At 38.3% G+C, this 17,802-nt stretch carries 16 protein-coding genes; 7 read left to right on the forward strand and 9 right to left on the reverse strand.

What is annotated here, in order from left to right:
* Positions 1 to 96 precede the first annotated feature (96 nt).
* On the forward strand, positions 97 to 276 hold the full coding sequence (locus J2Z23_RS00595; protein ID WP_209972923.1) for an H-type small acid-soluble spore protein: 180 nt from the start codon (positions 97 to 99) through the stop codon (positions 274 to 276).
* 96 nt (positions 277 to 372) lie between these two features.
* Here J2Z23_RS00595 and J2Z23_RS00600 read toward each other — a convergent pair whose 3' ends face one another.
* Complete coding sequence (locus J2Z23_RS00600) at positions 373 to 1,080, reverse strand: hypothetical protein (RefSeq protein WP_209972925.1); 708 nt, start codon at positions 1,078 to 1,080, stop codon at positions 373 to 375.
* Positions 1,081 to 1,551: 471 nt separating this feature from the next.
* Here J2Z23_RS00600 and J2Z23_RS00605 point away from each other — a divergent pair, with 471 nt between their 5' ends.
* The 4 genes from J2Z23_RS00605 to J2Z23_RS00620 are packed head-to-tail and all read left to right on the forward strand — an operon-like array spanning position 1,552 to position 5,585.
* On the forward strand, positions 1,552 to 2,445 hold the full coding sequence (locus tag J2Z23_RS00605; RefSeq protein ID WP_064468678.1) for a helix-turn-helix domain-containing protein: 894 nt from the start codon (positions 1,552 to 1,554) through the stop codon (positions 2,443 to 2,445).
* A gap of 34 nt (positions 2,446 to 2,479) precedes the next feature.
* The gene (locus J2Z23_RS00610; protein WP_209972927.1) at positions 2,480 to 3,382 is read left to right on the forward strand and encodes a DoxX-like family protein; all 903 of its coding nucleotides are present in this window, start codon (positions 2,480 to 2,482) and stop codon (positions 3,380 to 3,382) included.
* A gap of 9 nt (positions 3,383 to 3,391) precedes the next feature.
* Positions 3,392 to 4,012: a DUF4166 domain-containing protein gene (locus J2Z23_RS00615; RefSeq protein ID WP_057984127.1), complete on the forward strand. Its 621-nt coding sequence runs from the start codon at positions 3,392 to 3,394 to the stop codon at positions 4,010 to 4,012.
* Positions 3,981 to 5,585, forward strand: a complete 1,605-nt coding sequence (locus J2Z23_RS00620) for a YndJ family protein (protein ID WP_057984125.1) — start codon at positions 3,981 to 3,983, stop codon at positions 5,583 to 5,585. The genes J2Z23_RS00615 and J2Z23_RS00620 overlap by 32 nt, the downstream gene beginning before the upstream one ends.
* 20 nt (positions 5,586 to 5,605) lie before the next feature.
* Here the strand turns inward: J2Z23_RS00620 and J2Z23_RS00625 are convergent, their stop codons facing one another.
* Together J2Z23_RS00625 and J2Z23_RS00630 are read right to left on the reverse strand one after the other, a co-directional pair.
* The gene (locus J2Z23_RS00625; RefSeq protein WP_057984123.1) at positions 5,606 to 6,223 is read right to left on the reverse strand and encodes a hypothetical protein; all 618 of its coding nucleotides are present in this window, start codon (positions 6,221 to 6,223) and stop codon (positions 5,606 to 5,608) included.
* A gap of 156 nt (positions 6,224 to 6,379) precedes the next feature.
* Positions 6,380 to 6,955 carry a TetR/AcrR family transcriptional regulator gene (locus tag J2Z23_RS00630; protein WP_057984121.1) on the reverse strand — a complete coding sequence of 192 codons (576 nt, stop codon included), beginning with the start codon at positions 6,953 to 6,955 and terminating at the stop codon, positions 6,380 to 6,382.
* Positions 6,956 to 7,143: 188 nt separating this feature from the next.
* On the opposite strand from J2Z23_RS00630, the gene J2Z23_RS00635 reads away from it, so the two are divergent.
* Positions 7,144 to 7,704, forward strand: coding sequence for an NADPH-dependent FMN reductase (locus tag J2Z23_RS00635; protein WP_057984119.1), 561 nt, complete (start codon positions 7,144 to 7,146; stop codon positions 7,702 to 7,704).
* Positions 7,705 to 7,779: 75 nt separating this feature from the next.
* Entirely contained in the window at positions 7,780 to 8,691 is a 912-nt protein-coding gene (locus J2Z23_RS00640) for a DsbA family protein (protein WP_057984348.1), read from the forward strand.
* Positions 8,692 to 8,752: 61 nt separating this feature from the next.
* Here the strand turns inward: J2Z23_RS00640 and J2Z23_RS00645 are convergent, their stop codons facing one another.
* The 6 genes from J2Z23_RS00645 to J2Z23_RS00670 form a co-directional block, all read right to left on the reverse strand.
* Positions 8,753 to 12,460: a heparinase II/III domain-containing protein gene (locus J2Z23_RS00645; RefSeq protein WP_209972928.1), complete on the reverse strand. Its 3,708-nt coding sequence runs from the start codon at positions 12,458 to 12,460 to the stop codon at positions 8,753 to 8,755.
* Positions 12,461 to 12,534: 74 nt separating this feature from the next.
* Positions 12,535 to 13,566: a Gfo/Idh/MocA family protein gene (locus J2Z23_RS00650; RefSeq protein WP_057984115.1), complete on the reverse strand. Its 1,032-nt coding sequence runs from the start codon at positions 13,564 to 13,566 to the stop codon at positions 12,535 to 12,537.
* Between the two features lie 102 nt (positions 13,567 to 13,668).
* Positions 13,669 to 14,844: an N-acetylglucosamine-6-phosphate deacetylase gene (nagA, locus tag J2Z23_RS00655; RefSeq protein WP_209972930.1), complete on the reverse strand. Its 1,176-nt coding sequence runs from the start codon at positions 14,842 to 14,844 to the stop codon at positions 13,669 to 13,671.
* Entirely contained in the window at positions 14,831 to 15,607 is a 777-nt protein-coding gene (locus J2Z23_RS00660; RefSeq protein ID WP_064468617.1) for a glucosamine-6-phosphate deaminase, read from the reverse strand. Before J2Z23_RS00660 ends, nagA begins: the two co-directional genes overlap by 14 nt.
* A 185-nt stretch (positions 15,608 to 15,792) precedes the next feature.
* Positions 15,793 to 16,692 (reverse strand): Gfo/Idh/MocA family protein, encoded by a 900-nt coding sequence (locus J2Z23_RS00665; protein WP_209972932.1) that lies wholly within the window; start codon positions 16,690 to 16,692, stop codon positions 15,793 to 15,795.
* 14 nt (positions 16,693 to 16,706) lie between these two features.
* Positions 16,707 to 17,765 carry a Gfo/Idh/MocA family protein gene (locus tag J2Z23_RS00670; RefSeq protein WP_209972934.1) on the reverse strand — a complete coding sequence of 353 codons (1,059 nt, stop codon included), beginning with the start codon at positions 17,763 to 17,765 and terminating at the stop codon, positions 16,707 to 16,709.
* Positions 17,766 to 17,802 lie beyond the last annotated feature (37 nt).

Genomic DNA, 17,802 nt, shown 5'->3' on the forward strand with positions numbered 1-17,802 from the left:
AATATTGCTCGATAATTCAATAAGTATTTTAAACGCAATGTATAAATACATGACTTCTTCAAAAAATAGAAGGAAAATAAAATGGGAGTGACTATAATGGATGTAAAAAGAGTGAAACAAATATTGTCCTCTTCCGCTGAAATTGACGTAGAGTATAATGGAGTGTCTGTTTGGATTGATAGTCTCAATGAAGAAGATCAAACCGCAATGGTTCATTTACAGGGCCCACTTGAAGAAACATCAACTGTAGAGATTACTGAATTAAAAGAGGTATGATCGATTTGCGACTAGGACAAAAATACGAACAAGTGTGTAGCATTTTCGCTACACTAGCCTATTTGCATGTTTTCGTTCAGTCCCAGTCGCAATAGATTAATCTTGAAGAAACTCCTGAATATCATTCGGTAAGATAGCAGTCTCTAATGGATACCAATAATAAGTGTTCCCATCAAATAGGAGACTATATTTGTAAGCAATCGGGCTCTCCCCTATATAAAAGACCATTTCATAATAATCTGGATCACCTTTTTCTGTATTTGGTTCGAAATTCGGCTGATCTTGACTGTTTGTTAATAACTGTATAAGTCGCTCAACTTCCACCTTATTCTTCCATTCTGCTCTTTGGATGATCCCTTCAGGAGTATACAGTTGGTAAATCTCGACTCTTCGTACTTGATCAATTGGTAATTGTTTAAAATCCCACCGATCGGCAACTTCCTCCCCCATCCCGTATAATTGATATCCATTGATCTCCTCACTTACTTTGACAGCTATAATATTGGGGTTCTCTTTAACTGCGAATACCTCTGTCCCTTTCTCATGGAAAGCAGCATCTCCATCTTTACTTTTATAATTTGGATTATTCACATTGTCTGCAATTTTGAATTTTACTGTACCTAGTTTTTCACCTATATAGGATTCATCCGCTAAAACCCCAGAATAATTTCTATCATAATGTACTCCATCCCATTTAATAAAATCGGCCCAATCAATAATAGTCTCCCTCGTTAATGGATCATGGCGACAGCCCACTAAGAAAAGGATGAAAATAATCAATATCCATAATCCCCCACGTTTCATTTGAAGCCCCCCTTTCTTAATTAGCGTATTGTCAAATAATCTATAGTAAAAAGTTAATAACCCCTTGATTTATAGGGGAATGAATGCAAAAAACTTGCCACCCCCTGAATTTTAAGGTTTGATGAGGTTACCACACGACACCAAAATCCCTAAAATAGGAAGTGACAAGTTGTACCCTCAATTATTAACTTATTTACTCGAATTTATCAAGTATCAAGATCAAATGATTCGTACTTTACAAACTCTTCTTATTGCAACAGTTCTAGTAAAGCTACATATGGATAGGCAGTCCCACGGAATTTATACACTTTCAATCCAAACCAAAGTTATTTGCAATCCACCCATGATGCCGCCGTATTGAATAAATTCCAATCCTCTCCATTTTTCAATGGTATGATATTGTATTTATGACTTGTTATTGCTATATTCATCATAAGATTTGCTAATAAATTAAGAGAGGTGGGTGAATCTTTGGTACTTGAACATGTCGGAAAAAAACACGAATCATTTGGTTTTCGCTTTCAAGGGGATCATCAAAATGAAATAGTTGGCATTCATACACTTGGCTGGGAAAATGTCAAATCGACTGACTATCATTGGGATGGAATTACTCGGAGAGAGGTAGGGAAATATGTATTCCAATACACCTTATCAGGCCGGGGCATGATCGAAATGGATGGAAAACTCTATCCTTTAACTTCCGGAAAAGCTTTTCTAGTGGCATTACCAAGTCGGCATCGTTATTTCTTACCTAATGACAGTGAGCATTGGGAATTTATTTATATTACCTTATATGGAAAAGAAGCCGAAAAGGCATTTCGATTTATCCACGAGGAAAAAGGCCGAGTAATCAACTTTCCGCCTGAATCAGAACTTATCCAATTATTATTATCCATTTATCAAAAAGCCGTAGACAAGGACATAACGGATGCCTTTCAAGCTTCTGCATTAAGTTATGCTTTTATGATGGAACTTTATCGCTTTGCTCGTAATTTAGGTGCACCTGTTCAGCAATGGCCTGAACAAATTGTCAAAGCTGCTTTATTTGCCCAGAACCATTATGACAAACCCATTGGGCTGGATGATTTAGTGGAAGCATCTGGATTATCCAAATATCATTTTACCCGGCTTTTTCATAAAACCACCTCCATGACACCGTTAAACTATCTAACAAAAATTCGCCTTGATAAGGCGATGGGATGGCTTCGCAGCTCTGATAAGTCTATTCAAGAGATTGCTAGATTGGTTGGCTACTCCAACGGCAACTATTTCAGCAAAGTGTTTCATAAACGCATTGGAATGTCTCCCGGTCAATTTCGCGAAAGCAAATATACTGTTCCTGTTGATCATATTGTTGTAGATTAACTTTTTCAATAGACAAAACAAATTGAGGTGAAACATGAAAACAAAACCAATTTATGTTGCAGTCCCCATCAAGTCAAAATTGGAGCATTTATGGACAGCGTCCCAAGATCCAAAGAAGCATGAGCAATGGGATTTGCGCTTTAGTTCTATTACTTATTTGCCTAAAAAGGATGATGAACCTCAGTATTTTACATACGAAACAAAAATTGGATTTGGGATACGGATTGCCGGTTGGGGAAAAAGCACGGGCGAGGTCCAGAGCAAGGATGGATCACGGACTTCAGCTTTACATTTCGGTACAGATCAAGCGATTAGTATCATTCGAGAAGGCCGCGGATATTGGAAATATCAACCAAATCAAGATTCTATCGACTTTATTACTCAATATGATTATAAAGTAAATGGTGGAACATTAGGAAAAGGATTTGATCGATTTATTTTTCGTCCTTTGATGGGATGGGCAACTGCCTTAAGCTTTGATGTGCTAAAGAGATGGTTAGAAAAGGAAGAAACACCTTCTTCTCAATATTTACGCTTTTTTTCCGGGTGGATCATCACATTTCTATTCTTTTTTATTTGGATGTACCACGGATTAGTGCCAAAAATGATCCACATCCATCCAGAAGAGATTAGCATGATGACGAATATAATCCCGCTCCGTACTGAAGTTGCCAAGACACTGACAGCGATGATTGGGATAGGTGAGGTTATCTTTGGCTTTTGTTTGCTCATTGCCCGCCAAAAAAGATTATGGTACAGCCTGCAAATGATTGCTTTTCCGATTTTAGCCATCTCTGCCATTATAGCCAATCCGGATTATTTAGCACATCCTTTTAGCCCTCTCACCTTTCATCTTGCATTAGTTACTTTATCTGTGCTCGGTTTTCTCTTACATAAGGATTTTCCTACGGCTAAAAGTTGCAAACGTACAAAATGAGGTGTCTACATGTCAATTTATAAACATGTCGTTGGCGATGACTTTCAGTATTTACATCCCATGCTGCAAAAACGATATCAAATTCCTTTCGAGGCAAGAGGAATCATGGGCCATATCCAAGGCGGTCCTAAATGGTTATTCCCATTATTTTGGCTCGGAATCAAATACAAATTGCTGTTTCCAGAACGCGGTGAAAACATCCCTTTTTCAATCAAAAATACCCGATTGAAGGGTCCTCATGGTGAGGAACAAATTCATTGGGAACGCATTTTCCATTTTGGCTCTAAAAAAAGATTTTTTAATGCAACAATGAGCCTTGACGAAGAACGAATGATTATTAAGGATTATCTTGGAGAACCTAGCTTATTTTACTCTGATCTAGCGTTCACTGTTTCGAAAGACGGCAGTTTACAAATCAAATCACAAAATCAAAAACTGATCTTAGGTAAATTCGAGATACCACTACCAAAAATGTTTCAAGCTTTAGCGATTGTTAAGGAAAGTTATTTAGATGATCAAGAGATTTTTCATATTTCAGTTACGGTGACTAACACGCTAATCGGAACGGTATTCGCTTATGAAGGAGATTTCAACACTCATGAAGATACGCCCATTTATCCTTATTCATAGTCTTTTATTTCTTTTGATCACCATTTTTAGTATACAACCATGGCCTTCCCTCATGTTGACAATTGCCCAAATTCTATATGTTCCAATTTTATTGCAATTTATCAGCACTCGTCATGATTGGTTTAACAAGCGATATTATTATTTTGCAATTCCAACGTATGCGGCTGTGGCCATCCTACAATGGACAGACCAAACGGCATGGGATGGTTGGCTAGCAGCTATTTATTTTCTCTTTACAATCATCGTTGCAATCTATGGGATAAGTCGATTTTTAAAAAGAGGCTTCATTCATTTAGAAGAGTTTTCCATCGATTTGGGACTGGTTTATTTGGCAATGGGGGGAGGATGGTTTTTGGCCTATGAAGCGGGATGGGACACAGGCTTTTCAGCCATCCTCACTTGGCTAACTGCCATTCATTTCCACTATTCCGCCTTCCTATTGCCCATCTTTATCGGCTTCTTAGGAAGAAAATCAAAGCAAAAGGTCTATCCTTGGATTTGCTTGATCTTATTAGCTTCACCACTTATCGTAGCCATCGGAATCACTTTTTCGCGTTGGATTGAGCTTGTTTCAGTCATTCTTTATATCGTTGGCATTTTCGGCGTGATCTACCTATCTTTTAAATGTGAATTTCAAAACATTTGGCAAAAATGGCTTGTAGGTATTTCTTTTCTTTCACTAGCCGTTACGATTAGTTTTTCTCTAATATATGCTTATGGGAATTTATCCCAGTGGTTCATTATTGATATTGATTTTATGCTTCGTTTCCATGGTTTTCTGAACTGCTTTGTGTTTGCTCTGCTTGGGCTAATCGGATGGTCGCTCCATGTTCCAGAACCGAGAACAAGGCCATTATCTTTTCCGATTAGCCAGATACGCGGAGGATTGGTGATTGGGGAACAACTCCTTGAAAAAGTTAAACAAGCTGGAAAAACTCCGAACTACTATGGGCTTGTCGAAGATATGAGTGTCTATGAGCTGAATAAACAAACAATTCCTCCTCCAATTATTCATTTTTATGAACGCACAATGGATTATCAATTATCTGCAACAATTAAATGGGCGAGCTGGTTTAAACCATGTGCTGCACTCTACCGAATAGGGAGTCAATTGATGCAACAAATTAATTTGCCACTTCATCAGCAGGAAGTAAATATGACAGGAGGAATTTGGGGAATTCAGCAAGAATTAGATGGTCGAACCGCTCCCCGCGCTTGGGTACGAAAAATCGAAGACAATATCGTATTTGTTGCTCTTTATTCTGAGCATAGAACAAATGAAAAAAACTATATGAATATTGCGCTTCCCTTGCCGTGGTCTACTATGATCGGAATATTAGATGTAAGGCAACTCGGGACAAAACTACAATTAACAAGCAAAAGAGCGCAAAGCCAGTCTGATGCCGGTATTTATCTTGCTTGGAAAAAGCATTTATTTAAATTGCCTTTAGAAGAGGAGTTTCATATCGGCGAAAGTAAAAAGGGAAAATTGCGAGCCCATCATAAAATGTGGTTTTTGGGACTTCCATTCCTAACAATAAATTATCGTATTATGAAAAAAAATGAGGGTTAACCCAAGGGGCCCTCATTTTTTTATGAACGAATATTTTCTTCCATTTCATGATGGATTCTTTTCATTTCCTTGATAAACTCATTTTTCTTCACATTTCTGTTTTTGGCAATCTCATAAAACTTCTTCCCCATCTTCTGTTCGTTCACAATATCTACCAAGGCGCTATTACTCAATTTTGCTATAATCGCAGCTCTCATGAGTTGCTGTGTTTTCAAACTGTTGTCTTGCTGAATCTTTTTCAGCTCTTCGATTGAAAGCGAGGAATAGCCAGCAATAAATATTAAAATCTCCTCTTCATTTTCCTTATAAAACTTTTTTATTTTCTCATGCTTGGCTTTCATTTTTTTATGCTTAGCCTTCATTTTCTTCAGATCAACGCCAAAATGACTAGCTGTTTTCTCCCAAGATCCGCTTTTTTGATAGTGATTCAGCACATCTTCAATATCTTTTTTGGCAAAATATGCAATCCCTTTTGCATGATAAATATCTTTTTTCGCATATCCTTTATCAATTAAAGTCTGAAATTCCCCTTTATCCATTTTAAAATGGCTCGATCCATGGGCAAGAACCCCCCCAGCCGTTGTAGTCATTGCAACAGAAAGGCAAAGCACCATCACCAAAGTTTTTAACTTTAACAAATCCGAACACTCCCTTTTTATCATTTCGCCTGTTAGTGTAACCAAAAAAGGGAAATTCATGATCGACTTTGATTGATTTGGCTTAAAGTGTTCCCTGCCCCGGACCATATTAGAACAATATAATGGGCGTTTATTAATTTTTGCTACCAAACAGCTTCATAGCTGTTCATCAGATGACCTAAAATCAATCCCCGCCATTATGTATGGGATAGCCAATTTGATAAATTCCTCTGGCGGTTGCTTAGAAGCTCTTCTCCATTCTACAGAAGCTCCATACATTCCCCAACTTAGCATGACAGCAGTAATTTTTAAAGCCCCATTCTCTTCATTATGGTGCCGTTTCAACAGCATTTTATAAAAAATAATTTCAAGCTGTTCTCTAATAATCCGAGCAATCGTATCTTCATAACCGCGATGACAGCGATTAGATAAGGATTTTTGAAAATCCGTGATTGCTTTGAAAATGTTAACAAGCGCTTCTTCATTCAATTCTTTATTTTGATAAGCATCACAATCTAAATTAACTAATAATACCTCTGATAGTGCCTTTTCTAACAAATCATATATATCATCAAAATGATAATAGAAAGTGGCACGATTAATCATAGCTTCTACGGTAATATCCTTAACAGTAATATCTTTAAATTCCTTTTCTCCTGAAAGTTCAATGAAAGAATCCATAATTAATTTGCGCGTCCGCAGAACTCTAGGATCGGTTTTTGATTGAGTCATTTAGTTACCACCCCTACTTTTTAAACAATTTCTTCTTTCTGTTGTATAAACAACAAATCCATAGAACTATTGGTGTTACTCCTATTTATTATGGCTTACAATTCAGTTGTAAGGCAAATAGGATGGCATAACTTTGCTAGAACGAATGAAATAATGCAATTTTTTTAGATATTGTAGGAGGAATAAAGATGATTAAAATAGGTATCATTACTGGAAGTACAAGAGATTCTAGAGTAAATATCCAAGTTGCAGAATGGGTAAAATCCATTGCAGAGCAAAGAACGGACGCTGAATTTGAGTTGGTAGATATTAAAGATTACAACCTGCCAAAATTTAATGAACCCATACCTGCCATTATGTCCCAAGATTATCAAGCCCCTGAAGCGAAAGTTTGGTCGAAAAAGATTCAAGAACTTGATGGTTTTGTTTTTGTTACTCCAGAATACAACAAAGCTATTACTTCAGGCTTAAAAGATGCTATCGATTACCTATATGTTGAATGGAATCATAAAGCGGCCGGGATTGTAAGTTATGGTTCTACACTTGGAGTTACAGCAGCGAATAATTTACGATTAATATTAACTGTACCAAAAGTTGCCACAGTAGGCACCCAACCAGCACTTAGTCTTTTTACTGACTTTGAAGAAATGACAACCTTTAAACCAGCGCCCTTCCATGAAGAAACTGTTCAGACCATGTTGAATGAAGTTGTAGCCTGGTCCACAGCATTAAAAACAATTAGATCATAATTAAGAAATGTAGAGCGAGGTATTTCCTCGCTTATCTTATAAAGGAGGAGAAATGCATTGAACAACCATAATAATATGATGTGCGATGTAGAAACAGGTGTCTGTGGAGTAGCTGGGGAAGAGGAAATGGAAATGATTGATTTTAATCAACGAGAAAAATCGATTCATCTTTATTATGTAACAGATCCGATCTGTTCACATTGTTGGGCGATTGAACCGGTTCTTCGCCGTTTTGTCGAACAGTATGGTGATTATTTTAATTTTCATACAGTCATGGGTGGCTTGCTGGAAAAATGGCATGATGGACCCATCGATCCTGCCAACGGCATTTTTAAGCCAGCCGATGTTGCTGGTCACTGGAGAGAAGTTGGGGAGCACTCAAGAATGCCGATTGACGGTTCTTTAATGATTGATAATCCCGTTCAATCTTCCTACCCACCCTCACGTGTATTTAAGGTGATTCAAAAAAATCATCATGATGCCAAGGCATACGAATATTTACGCCGGGCAAGAGAAGCACTCTTTGCATTCAATCAAAATATTGCCGAAACATCCGTGCTGATTGAAATCGTCAATAAACTTGGTCTTGATGGAGAAGCGATCGTCAATGAAGCTGAACTACCTATTGGCCAGCAACTATTAAACGAAGATTTTAATTTAGCTAGAAGCTTAGGTGTCAGAGGCTTTCCTAGCATTATTATGATCAATAGTGAAAATAAAGGTGTAAAAATAGTAGGTGGTCGTCCACTTGAATACTATGTTGATGGGCTAAAACAGGTTCTTAAGACAGGGGAATTGCCGGCAAAACCACAACCTTCTCTTTCTAGCTTGCTTGAAAAAGAAAAGCTGCTTTTTTCTAAAGAAATTGAAGTAATGTACGATATAGAACGAGCAGATGTGAATTCCTTTATTGAAAAAGAACTTTCATTAGATCATTATCAAGCGAAGGAAATTCTGGGTGAGGCTTATTTTACAACTACTAAATAAATACAAAAGCAATCTAGCCCCTGTGTTTTCAGGGGCTAGACATTAAACCTTGTTATTTCATTTAATCATTTAACTGCTTCAAGTTTTCAATCCGGAATGTTGTTGCACCTATCCATTTAGTAAATGGAAAAAATTCCATTTTTGATTCCCCATCCTCATCCATACTAAATCCTGGATCCATATGATCAATTTCGATAACGGTATTCCCGTCCTCTATATCCACACTTTTAATCCTATAACCATGAGTTTTCCCATTTGGATGTGTAATGACTATAGTATTCCCTAGCGCATCATCTGGTACGGAAGCTTCGGTAATAAATGCATTCTTAGAATCACCTGCCGCCTGGCGTTTAACACCCATAATTGTCCCATTAACAGGTCCCTCATCTGTTATTGCGACATTGCCTTTTTTAAGCGATGTACCGCCAACGAGGTACATGTCTTGTACCTCTCCGTCTTTTAAACGAATCATTCCCATTTTACCTTTCAAGGTTATATCATCGACAATAAACTCTTGATTGGAATCAGGTAAACTGACGATAATATCCGTTATATCTCCGTAAGTCACTTTCACGGCGATAGCTCCTTCACTAGCTTGATCTGGCGCCAATTTTTCTATGTTTTCGATACGCGGATTGGCTCCGTCTGCATAAGGTTCCATCGCCGTAACAAAGTGGCTGGTCAAATCGTTCCCTTCCCGTCTAAGCACCATTTTAGGCATCATATATTTGACAGCTTGGTTATTCGTATCCATGGTAGTTCCGTGTAATCGTGTTGCTCTTAATGACGGAGACTTCCCAAGAAACAATTGGTTTTCTCCTGGTTCGACTATTCCAGTAATCTTCATATTTGCCTTTGTCTGCCCCTCTTCTTCTGTTACTAACGTTACATCATACCTTCCATCTGTTAAATCAGCCTGTTTGACATCACGTACGTAAATATATCCATAGTAATGCCCCTCTGCATTTCCTTTGTCCATTTCCGTTTCAGGTTCATGTACCTCAACATCCTCCGGCAATAGATAGGGGCCATAGTCCCTTAATGAAATGTCCGTTTCAAATTCAGCATCATGGTTCGCATCGCCTTGTAAAGTGTACTCATGGCGATCGCCTCCAGAAACACGGAATAGATCAAGTACATAGCCTTCATTATTTTCAACGCCTGGAAATTGAATAAACCATGGCTCCCGGCTAAATTCATCTGTTTGTGAGTAGGCTGTATCATAATTAGCCCGCATAATCTGTACCTGATCGTTCTCAGCTGCAAAAACATCTATATTCCCACCGTGTTCCGCTTGACCAGATGTATTTGCATCTTCACTATCCACTACTACCGTATTATGGGCCAAAGTAGAGTTCGTCCATTGCCGATAAAACGTATGGGTATAACCAATATCTGGCAACAGCTCCTGCCCCTTAGCAAAAAGGGTAAGATTTAGAGGGTCATAATGATGATGACCGTAATTCGGTTGAAATGTGAGATACAATTGTGCTGGATTTTCTTCAGAAACACGCGCTAACCTTGTGATCCCAGATGCAGGCAATAAAAATGATGTTGAATCTAGCTGCGGATTGGTTGATTTCGCAAAAGCCCAAGTATCTTGTGTAGGGAAGTATTTACCGTTGGGATAGACGAGCAATTCTGAAATTTCCTTTGAATTCATTAACGCAGGGTATTTCTCCCTCATATCCAAATTTATTAATCTCTCTCCCAAACGTGGAGAAATATACCCTTTCGGATCAGTCCACCCTTCGAGTTCATCAATCACTTGGTTAATCCCTTCTGTAGACTGATCATGATATGAGAGGGTTGTTTCTTTGAAAAATCCATCAAATAAATACGTATTCATTACAAAGTTTTCAGACCATTCTACCGCTTCATGAATATAATTGGGACTATTTAATGCCTTGCCTAAAGTAGTTAACCCTAATGCGTTTTGATATTCCATATTGTGAGATAGAACCGGGAAAGTACGATAAAACTCAATAGACGGTTCAAACATATCCTTTATTAGTTTAGCTTCTACATCCTCCCCAACTTCCTTACTTAATACTTGAAAGGCATTTGTTTTATTAACAATCTCATACGCATTGACTAATGGACGAAAATTACTTAATTCAGCTGCCGCCCACCGATACCATGTTCCTCCCCACCAATGATACGGGGGACCAACATTAGGATCGACGGGTTGGGTTTGCCAAGGATAATCGTTTGTCGGTACATATCCTTCATAAACTTGTGCAAATCTGTATAGTAATCGGGCCGCCCCAAGTGGATCTTCCTTCGCCACTTTCTCTAGTTGACCAAGAACATAATCCTTTCGCTGATACCAAAGATGTGCAGAAATGAAGTAACGTTTACCACTCTTATCTTCATAGTAAGGGTATTCTATTGTTTCTCCCTTTTTATTGGTGACAGTTATTACTTGGTCTTCTAGATATTGCTCATTCGGGTAAGTTAGATCTGAATAAGACGACGTTAACTGATCAGGTTTATTAGCATTCCATTTATATAATTTATCAGGGTGTAACTCGGGATGATCAGGTAATCCGGCAAACCTAAATCCAGTCTTATCTGGAATAATATCTAATAGTTTCTTAACTTTTTCTGTGGGCTGCTCCGATGATACTTTCGTTTTTTCGCCCTCAGTAGGTTTGTCTGTTTGAAATAAAGTTTCACCCGCGCTAATTAAGCTATGACGGTCAAAGCTTACAATCATATACCTTGTTTTCTTTCCTTCTCGATTGATAACCATTTGTAATTGATACAATCCGTTCTCCACTGGTTTCGGATGTTGAAAGGCTACCTTTAACAACTCTTTTTCCATGTCTATCTGAAAGTCATGGATCTGTTGCCACCTTGATGAGGGAGACTTCCAGTTTAATTGAATGGTTGTCTTTTTCGGATTTAAATCCTTTCGTTTAAAAGACAATACTTTATCAGTTATGCCTTTGTATTTAAGAGAAAACTGTTGGGGCTCCCATAAAATAGGCGAATCCGACTCTCTCTCATTATTAGGGAGACTTCCCATATACATGCTTCCTAGTCGATCTTCATCAGTCACATTGGCATAAAAAGTTGCATTATTATTACCTGTGTAATGGATACTGGATGTTCGAATCGGCACCCAAGAACTAAGGGGTTTTGTTCCCATTTCATGCTGCACAATTGCATTAAAACGCCATTCATCTCCTGAAGTTACTTTCTCAACTCCTAGTGAATTAAGGGGAACAGTAATTTCAGCAGTCATATTTCTATCTGTTGACTGGATTTTGGTTTGAATATCTTGAGGAATTTCCAAATTAGGTCCCCAATTATTTACATATTCCGGAGTTATATTTCTTACTTTAAGAGGGATACGAAAATATTGCTCACCTGTAGCAGAAGGGCTTAAGATCACATCAAAGTTGACAAGAGAAGTCACCTTATCCTTACTTGTATAATCAAGGCCAATATACAACCTTTCCTCATCATAAGCAAATTTCACTTTTGTATCTGCCTCTACAGATTCATTATGATAGATAGTTACAAATCCGGATAAACTATTTATTGTTTTCCATACCGCATCATCCAAACTCCCATCAATCTTCGGACCTTGGCTAATTTTAGGAATGACTCCCCATTTATTTAAATGACTTGAAATCACTTCCCCTTTTTCTTTAGTATTAGCCATTACACTATTTGAAGCTTGGCCGGCTCCACCTAAAAAGACAGTTAGGAAACACATGAAAACAATCATCAAAAAAATTTGCTTACGTTTCCTATACAATGCTCTCCCACCTTCAACGTATTTTTTCAACGAAGATCTGTACTATCTAAGGTGAAGTTAAAATTGAATAGTCTTTACAATTCTCTTTCTAAGATTGGCACTTCAAATGCAGTATATTTTTTTACTCGCTCATCAGCCTCGATGGTTGCTTTGGTCGCTGCTAAAATATCTTGATGTGTGATCCCAATCTGTTCCCCTTTGATTCGTCGTAAAAAGTCTTCCGTTATTTTTTCCTTTACAATATCCAGTTCCACACGTTTAGCCTGGTTTTCATGAGTTACTAAGAACATAAGATTTTCGTTAGTAATCAATGGATCTCCTGATAGACGCAACTCAGCATATCCTTTCGTACCGACAACAAAGACACGACCATCTCCATAAGTTTCACTCGCTTCCGGTGTATGCCAATCTGCATAAAGCTGTGCGAGGATATTTCCTTTAAGCAATACTTGCACGCTGGCGGTATCATAAAAACTAGGGTACTCCGGTAAAATATTTTTGCTTATTATTCCATCTAAATCAACGACTTCCACACCGGTTAACCAGCGCAGTAAATCGAAATCATGTACAAAAAGATCAATCACTAATCCCCCACACTGTTCCTTGGAAAAATGCCATTCTGGACGGGTTGAAGGTCTTAATTTATGGGGTTTGCGTATGCCAATGTTCACAATCTGTCCTAACTCTCCATTCTCCAAATACCTTTTTAATGTGCGCAAGGCCGGTTGATAGCGTTCCGTTAAAAGCATACCAACTTCAATATTAGTTTGATTTATGATCGCTTGTAATCGCTTATAGTCTTGCCTGTTCGTAACAGCAGGTTTATCAACCATAATATGTTTTCCGCGCTCTGCACAGAGTTCAATAATATCGATTTTTTGGTTATTAATTGCAGAACTTCCCACAATAGCAACTCGTTGGTCGAGTAGGGTTTCTTTATCTTCTACAATAGGTAGATTGTATTTATTCGCCACGGATGCAAGCAATGCTTTATTTTCTTTTTCATAAATACCAACACATTCATACCCAAGTCCCAACATTTCCTCAATAAAGATACCAATATGTTCATGTTGACACCCAATGATTGAAAAAGCTCTTTTATCCATTTTGATCTCCTCACATATTATTTTTGTTAATAAGATCGGCAAGGTATATCTGCTAAAAAGTTTTGTGGAAGAGATGTTTCTCTCACACAAAGAAATAAGTTATCAAGCGGAATAAACTAATGTTCCAGCTTTATAGGTTTGTAGTATCTTCACTTGCTTCTCCTTCCATTTGAAAACAACTAAATCAGCAGGTGTTCCTTTTACAAGACCAGCTTGGGTGGGAAGCTTCATAAATGTAGCAGGGCGAATAGACGCCATCTCCCATGCTTCTTTTAAAGTACATAGTTTAGCTCTAGTAAGATGTGTAATTCCATCTTTTAACATTTTTACTGAACCAGCCAATAGATTAGGGTTTTCTTGCAAATAAAGCTTGCCCTCAGAAGTTAGCACGACCTTTCCACCAATATGTGTTTCATACTCACCAGGTTCCAGTCCACTTAGGTAGACTGCATCACTAACTAATAAAGACTGAACACCTTTTGTTCGTAACACTACTTTGAGGAAGGAGTCTGGTAGGTGGAATCCATCGGCAATAATACATGTCCAAAGATCATCCTGTGCCAATTGCTCCCATATATAATTTGGGTGACGTGGGAGCATAACATGGGCACCATTACCTAAATGTGTTGAAAGCTTTGCTCCAGCTCTAACCGCTTTTTGTATTTGTTCGATAGTTGCGGCTGTATGCCCAATCGAAACAGTAACATCATTTTCTACACATTTTGCGATAAATTCAATGGAACTTGGCCATTCAGGTGAAATAGTAATCATTTTAATCATCCCGTTAGCAGCTTTTTGCCATGTCTGAAAAAGCTGCCAGTTAGGAGGTTTAATATATTCCTTCCCATGTGCGCCCCTTGGCCCGTCTTCTGGGGAAATAAACGGCCCTTCAAGATGGATTCCCGCTAGACAATCATTTACGTGTTGATTGTCTTTACTCGCCTTTGCAATAACTTCTACTGCCCTTTGGATAGCATTATCACTATTCGTGATAATCGTAGGAGTATATGTTGTGATCCCCTCCTTCCAAAGGGAACTCGTAATCTGTTCAACAAGTTTTTCTGAAATTGGTAGAGTATTAAAATCATCACCACCATGGCCATTAATTTGTAAATCAACAAGTCCTGGAGCAATATACGGAAGCGAAACCTCCTCTTGTTTCGGTATAGAATGGATTTCACTAATTTTCCCTGCTTCTAATGTTACTAATATCCGTTCATCCGTAGCATAATGGATTCCTTCGATCACTGTTTTCACTTTACCGTCAGTCGCTTCCATAGGCATCCACATCCAAATAAAGCACACAATTTGCATGACGACGCAAAATGGTTGCCGGATTTTCAGTTGAAATGGGGTTGTGTAATGTTGCTTGCACTGCATTCCTCTTCGTTTCTCCAGGAACGATGCAATATAAAAAACTTCCTGCCATTAATGTAGGTATCGTTAAAGTAAGTGCATGTGTCGGCACATCCTCTAATGTTGAGAAACACCCATCATTTACTTGTTGCTGACGTGAAATCTCATCCAACCGCACCGCTTTAATGGATTGCGAATCCGCAAAGTCTGCTACAGGTGGATCATTGAAAGCAATATGTCCATTCTCACCAATGCCTAGGCAAACAATATCGACTGGAGCTTCTCTTAAAAGTTCACTATACCTTTCGCATTCTTTTGTTACTTCATTGGAACTATCAATTAAATGGATTGTCCCTGGTTTAACAATGTCGAAAAGCTGATCTGTTAAAAATCTACTAAATCTTTGTGGTGCTTCGGTTGATAAGCCAATATATTCATCCATATGAAAAACTGTAACACGACTCCAATCAATATCTGGAGCTTTTCTTAATGTTTCAAGAAATTCATTTTGAGACGGAGCTGATGCGAATATCAACCGAATGATGTCTTTCACTTGTAAAAGTTCTTTCATTTTAGCTATAACATCAACTGCTGCAGCCCGCCCCATTGTTTTTCTATTTTCATATACCTTGACGATTAAATTTTCAGCTTTTTCCTTTCTAATAGGATAGATAGGTAAATTCAATGTTTAGATAACTCCTTTCTCTCTTGTTTTTAAATACTGCTTTTATCCGATCAACTGGTAGTTCTTTCCCCCATTTCATGATTGCCAGGTAAAATAAGAACGGTAAGCGGGGGATTAATTGCCAATACATCTCCCATTTATTCAATGGAGAAATTCCCTTCCCTAAAATCAAGTTAACATTCGCTTTATAAAGTGATCGTTTTTCCACTTAAACGACTTGCATTTGCCGCTTCCAAAAATCTCGTAATTTCCAATGTTTCCTCATAAGAAATAGCTGATTTTCCAGTATTAAAAAATGAGATAATTTGCTCCAAAAGGGTGGCATAATATGGTTTTTCATAAGCCGATATATCAACAAACTCTGTCCCCTCTTCCGTATGGATCAATGCGCCAAATGAGTTATTCCCCTTACGATTTCCCCGAACAGATCCAATTTTTCCATCTGCCCATTCGCCAATAATTAAATCGTGGTCTGTGCTCGTTATTACGGTTACTTTTTGACAACCGCTGCCAAATACACGATAAAGCATTTCCACAGTATGAATGCCATACCAGAATAGACCATGATGAGGTTCAATGGCTAACGGACCATAACAATCCATCCCGATCCAATTTTTCCCCTTAGTTTTCTCAAGCACAGCTGAGAGGCCTGCAGCATAGCGAAGAGCCGAGCAACTCATGATGGGGGTTTGATATTGTTTCGCTAATTGCTGAATCTCTCTTGCCTCCTCTGTTGTTGTCGCAAATGGCTTATCAATAAATGTTGGCTTTTTGAAGCTGACAATTTTTCTAAACTGTTCTAAGTGAACTCTTCCATCCACAGATTCTAGTAATATCGCATCACTTTTATCTGCAACTTCCTCTGGGGTTTGGACTATTTCAATCCCGTAATCATCTCGCAATTCATTTGTAAATCCTTCCACACGGGTATAGCTTAACTCCATATCTGAAGATCCACCGGGATAAGCCACAGCCACTTCTCCTCCTGGGACATGAAAAACATTCTTAGAATCATTCAATAGTTTAGTAAAAGCAATAACATGTGAGGTATCTAGTCCAATCATGCCAATCTTAATCGTATTCATGCAGCTATTCCTCCTTAAATGATTTCGATGGAATTACTTCCTTTATGACTTACCTTCACTTCTTTTCCGGTCCTTGCCGACTCATATATAGCTAAAATTAGATCGACAGCTTTACGTGCTTCCTCACCAGAAACAAGCGGATCACGATTTTCGTTTACTGCTTGGATCATATCATCGACATAGATGTAATGCCCTTGACTGGAAATCGCTTTTGGATCATTGCTTCCACCTTCGGTATTACTCACTTGTGGTATTGATTCATTATTATCCATAAAATCCCACTGTTTAAAACCACTATCCGCAAAGGTAATAGAACCTTTTTCACCATGCACTTCGAACCGAGTTTCTTGCCCCGGATAAACAGACGTCGTTCCTTGGATGACGCCAAAAGCGCCGTTTTTATATTTCACCGCCACTACCGCAGTATCTTCTACTTCAATATTACGAATTAATGGAGCGGAATAAGCAAAAACAGATTCTACATCGCCCACCATCCATTGAATAAGATCGACGCCATGTACACCTTGATTCATTAATGCTCCACCACCATCTAATTCCCAAGTCCCTCTCCAGCCAGCACTCTCGTAATATTCTGGGCTACGATAATATTTTAGATAGGCATCAGCGAGTACGAGCTTGCCAAGCTTTCCTTCTTGAATGGCTTTCTTAGTTTTAATAGCTGCCTCTAACGTTCTTCTTTGATAAACAGCCCCTAATTTTACGTTAAAATTTTTACAAGCTTCAATCATTTTCGTCATTTTTTCTCGAGTTATATCCAGCGGTTTCTCGCATAATACATGAATCCCAGCCTTTGCAGCTGCAATAGTCACATCTGCATGCATTCCACTTGGCACACAGACAGATACGATATCAATGTCTACATCTGCAAACATCTTTTCATAGTCTGTATACGTCTGGTCGACATTATACTCACTCGCCAACTTAACTGCCTGTTCTTGATCGATATCACAAATAGCTACTAGTTTCGCGTCAGTATGTGCCGCAATCGCCCTGGCATGAGAGGTCGAGATCACCCCTGCACCTACAATCGCAAAGTTTGTTTTATTCTTCATTTTCATCACCCTTTATTTAATGATTAAAATCACTTGA

Origin of the sequence: Lederbergia galactosidilytica, assembly GCF_017873565.1 — a bacterium.
Classification (GTDB): Bacteria; Bacillota; Bacilli; order Bacillales; family Bacillaceae_C; genus Lederbergia; species Lederbergia galactosidilytica.

Coding starts and splice junctions, on each gene's coding strand:
- J2Z23_RS00595 (WP_209972923.1), top strand. CDS start 97: ATGGATGTAAAAAGAGTGAAACAAATATTGTCCTCTTCCGCTGAAATT.
- J2Z23_RS00670 (WP_209972934.1), bottom strand. CDS start 17,765: ATGAAGAATAAAACAAACTTTGCGATTGTAGGTGCAGGGGTGATCTCG.
- J2Z23_RS00630 (WP_057984121.1), bottom strand. CDS start 6,955: ATGACTCAATCAAAAACCGATCCTAGAGTTCTGCGGACGCGCAAATTA.
- J2Z23_RS00665 (WP_209972932.1), bottom strand. CDS start 16,692: ATGAATACGATTAAGATTGGCATGATTGGACTAGATACCTCACATGTT.
- J2Z23_RS00650 (WP_057984115.1), bottom strand. CDS start 13,566: ATGGATAAAAGAGCTTTTTCAATCATTGGGTGTCAACATGAACATATT.
- J2Z23_RS00620 (WP_057984125.1), top strand. CDS start 3,981: ATGAAGATACGCCCATTTATCCTTATTCATAGTCTTTTATTTCTTTTG.
- nagA (WP_209972930.1), bottom strand. CDS start 14,844: ATGGAAGCGACTGACGGTAAAGTGAAAACAGTGATCGAAGGAATCCAT.
- J2Z23_RS00600 (WP_209972925.1), bottom strand. CDS start 1,080: ATGAAACGTGGGGGATTATGGATATTGATTATTTTCATCCTTTTCTTA.
- J2Z23_RS00610 (WP_209972927.1), top strand. CDS start 2,480: ATGAAAACAAAACCAATTTATGTTGCAGTCCCCATCAAGTCAAAATTG.
- J2Z23_RS00635 (WP_057984119.1), top strand. CDS start 7,144: ATGATTAAAATAGGTATCATTACTGGAAGTACAAGAGATTCTAGAGTA.
- J2Z23_RS00640 (WP_057984348.1), top strand. CDS start 7,780: ATGATGTGCGATGTAGAAACAGGTGTCTGTGGAGTAGCTGGGGAAGAG.
- J2Z23_RS00615 (WP_057984127.1), top strand. CDS start 3,392: ATGTCAATTTATAAACATGTCGTTGGCGATGACTTTCAGTATTTACAT.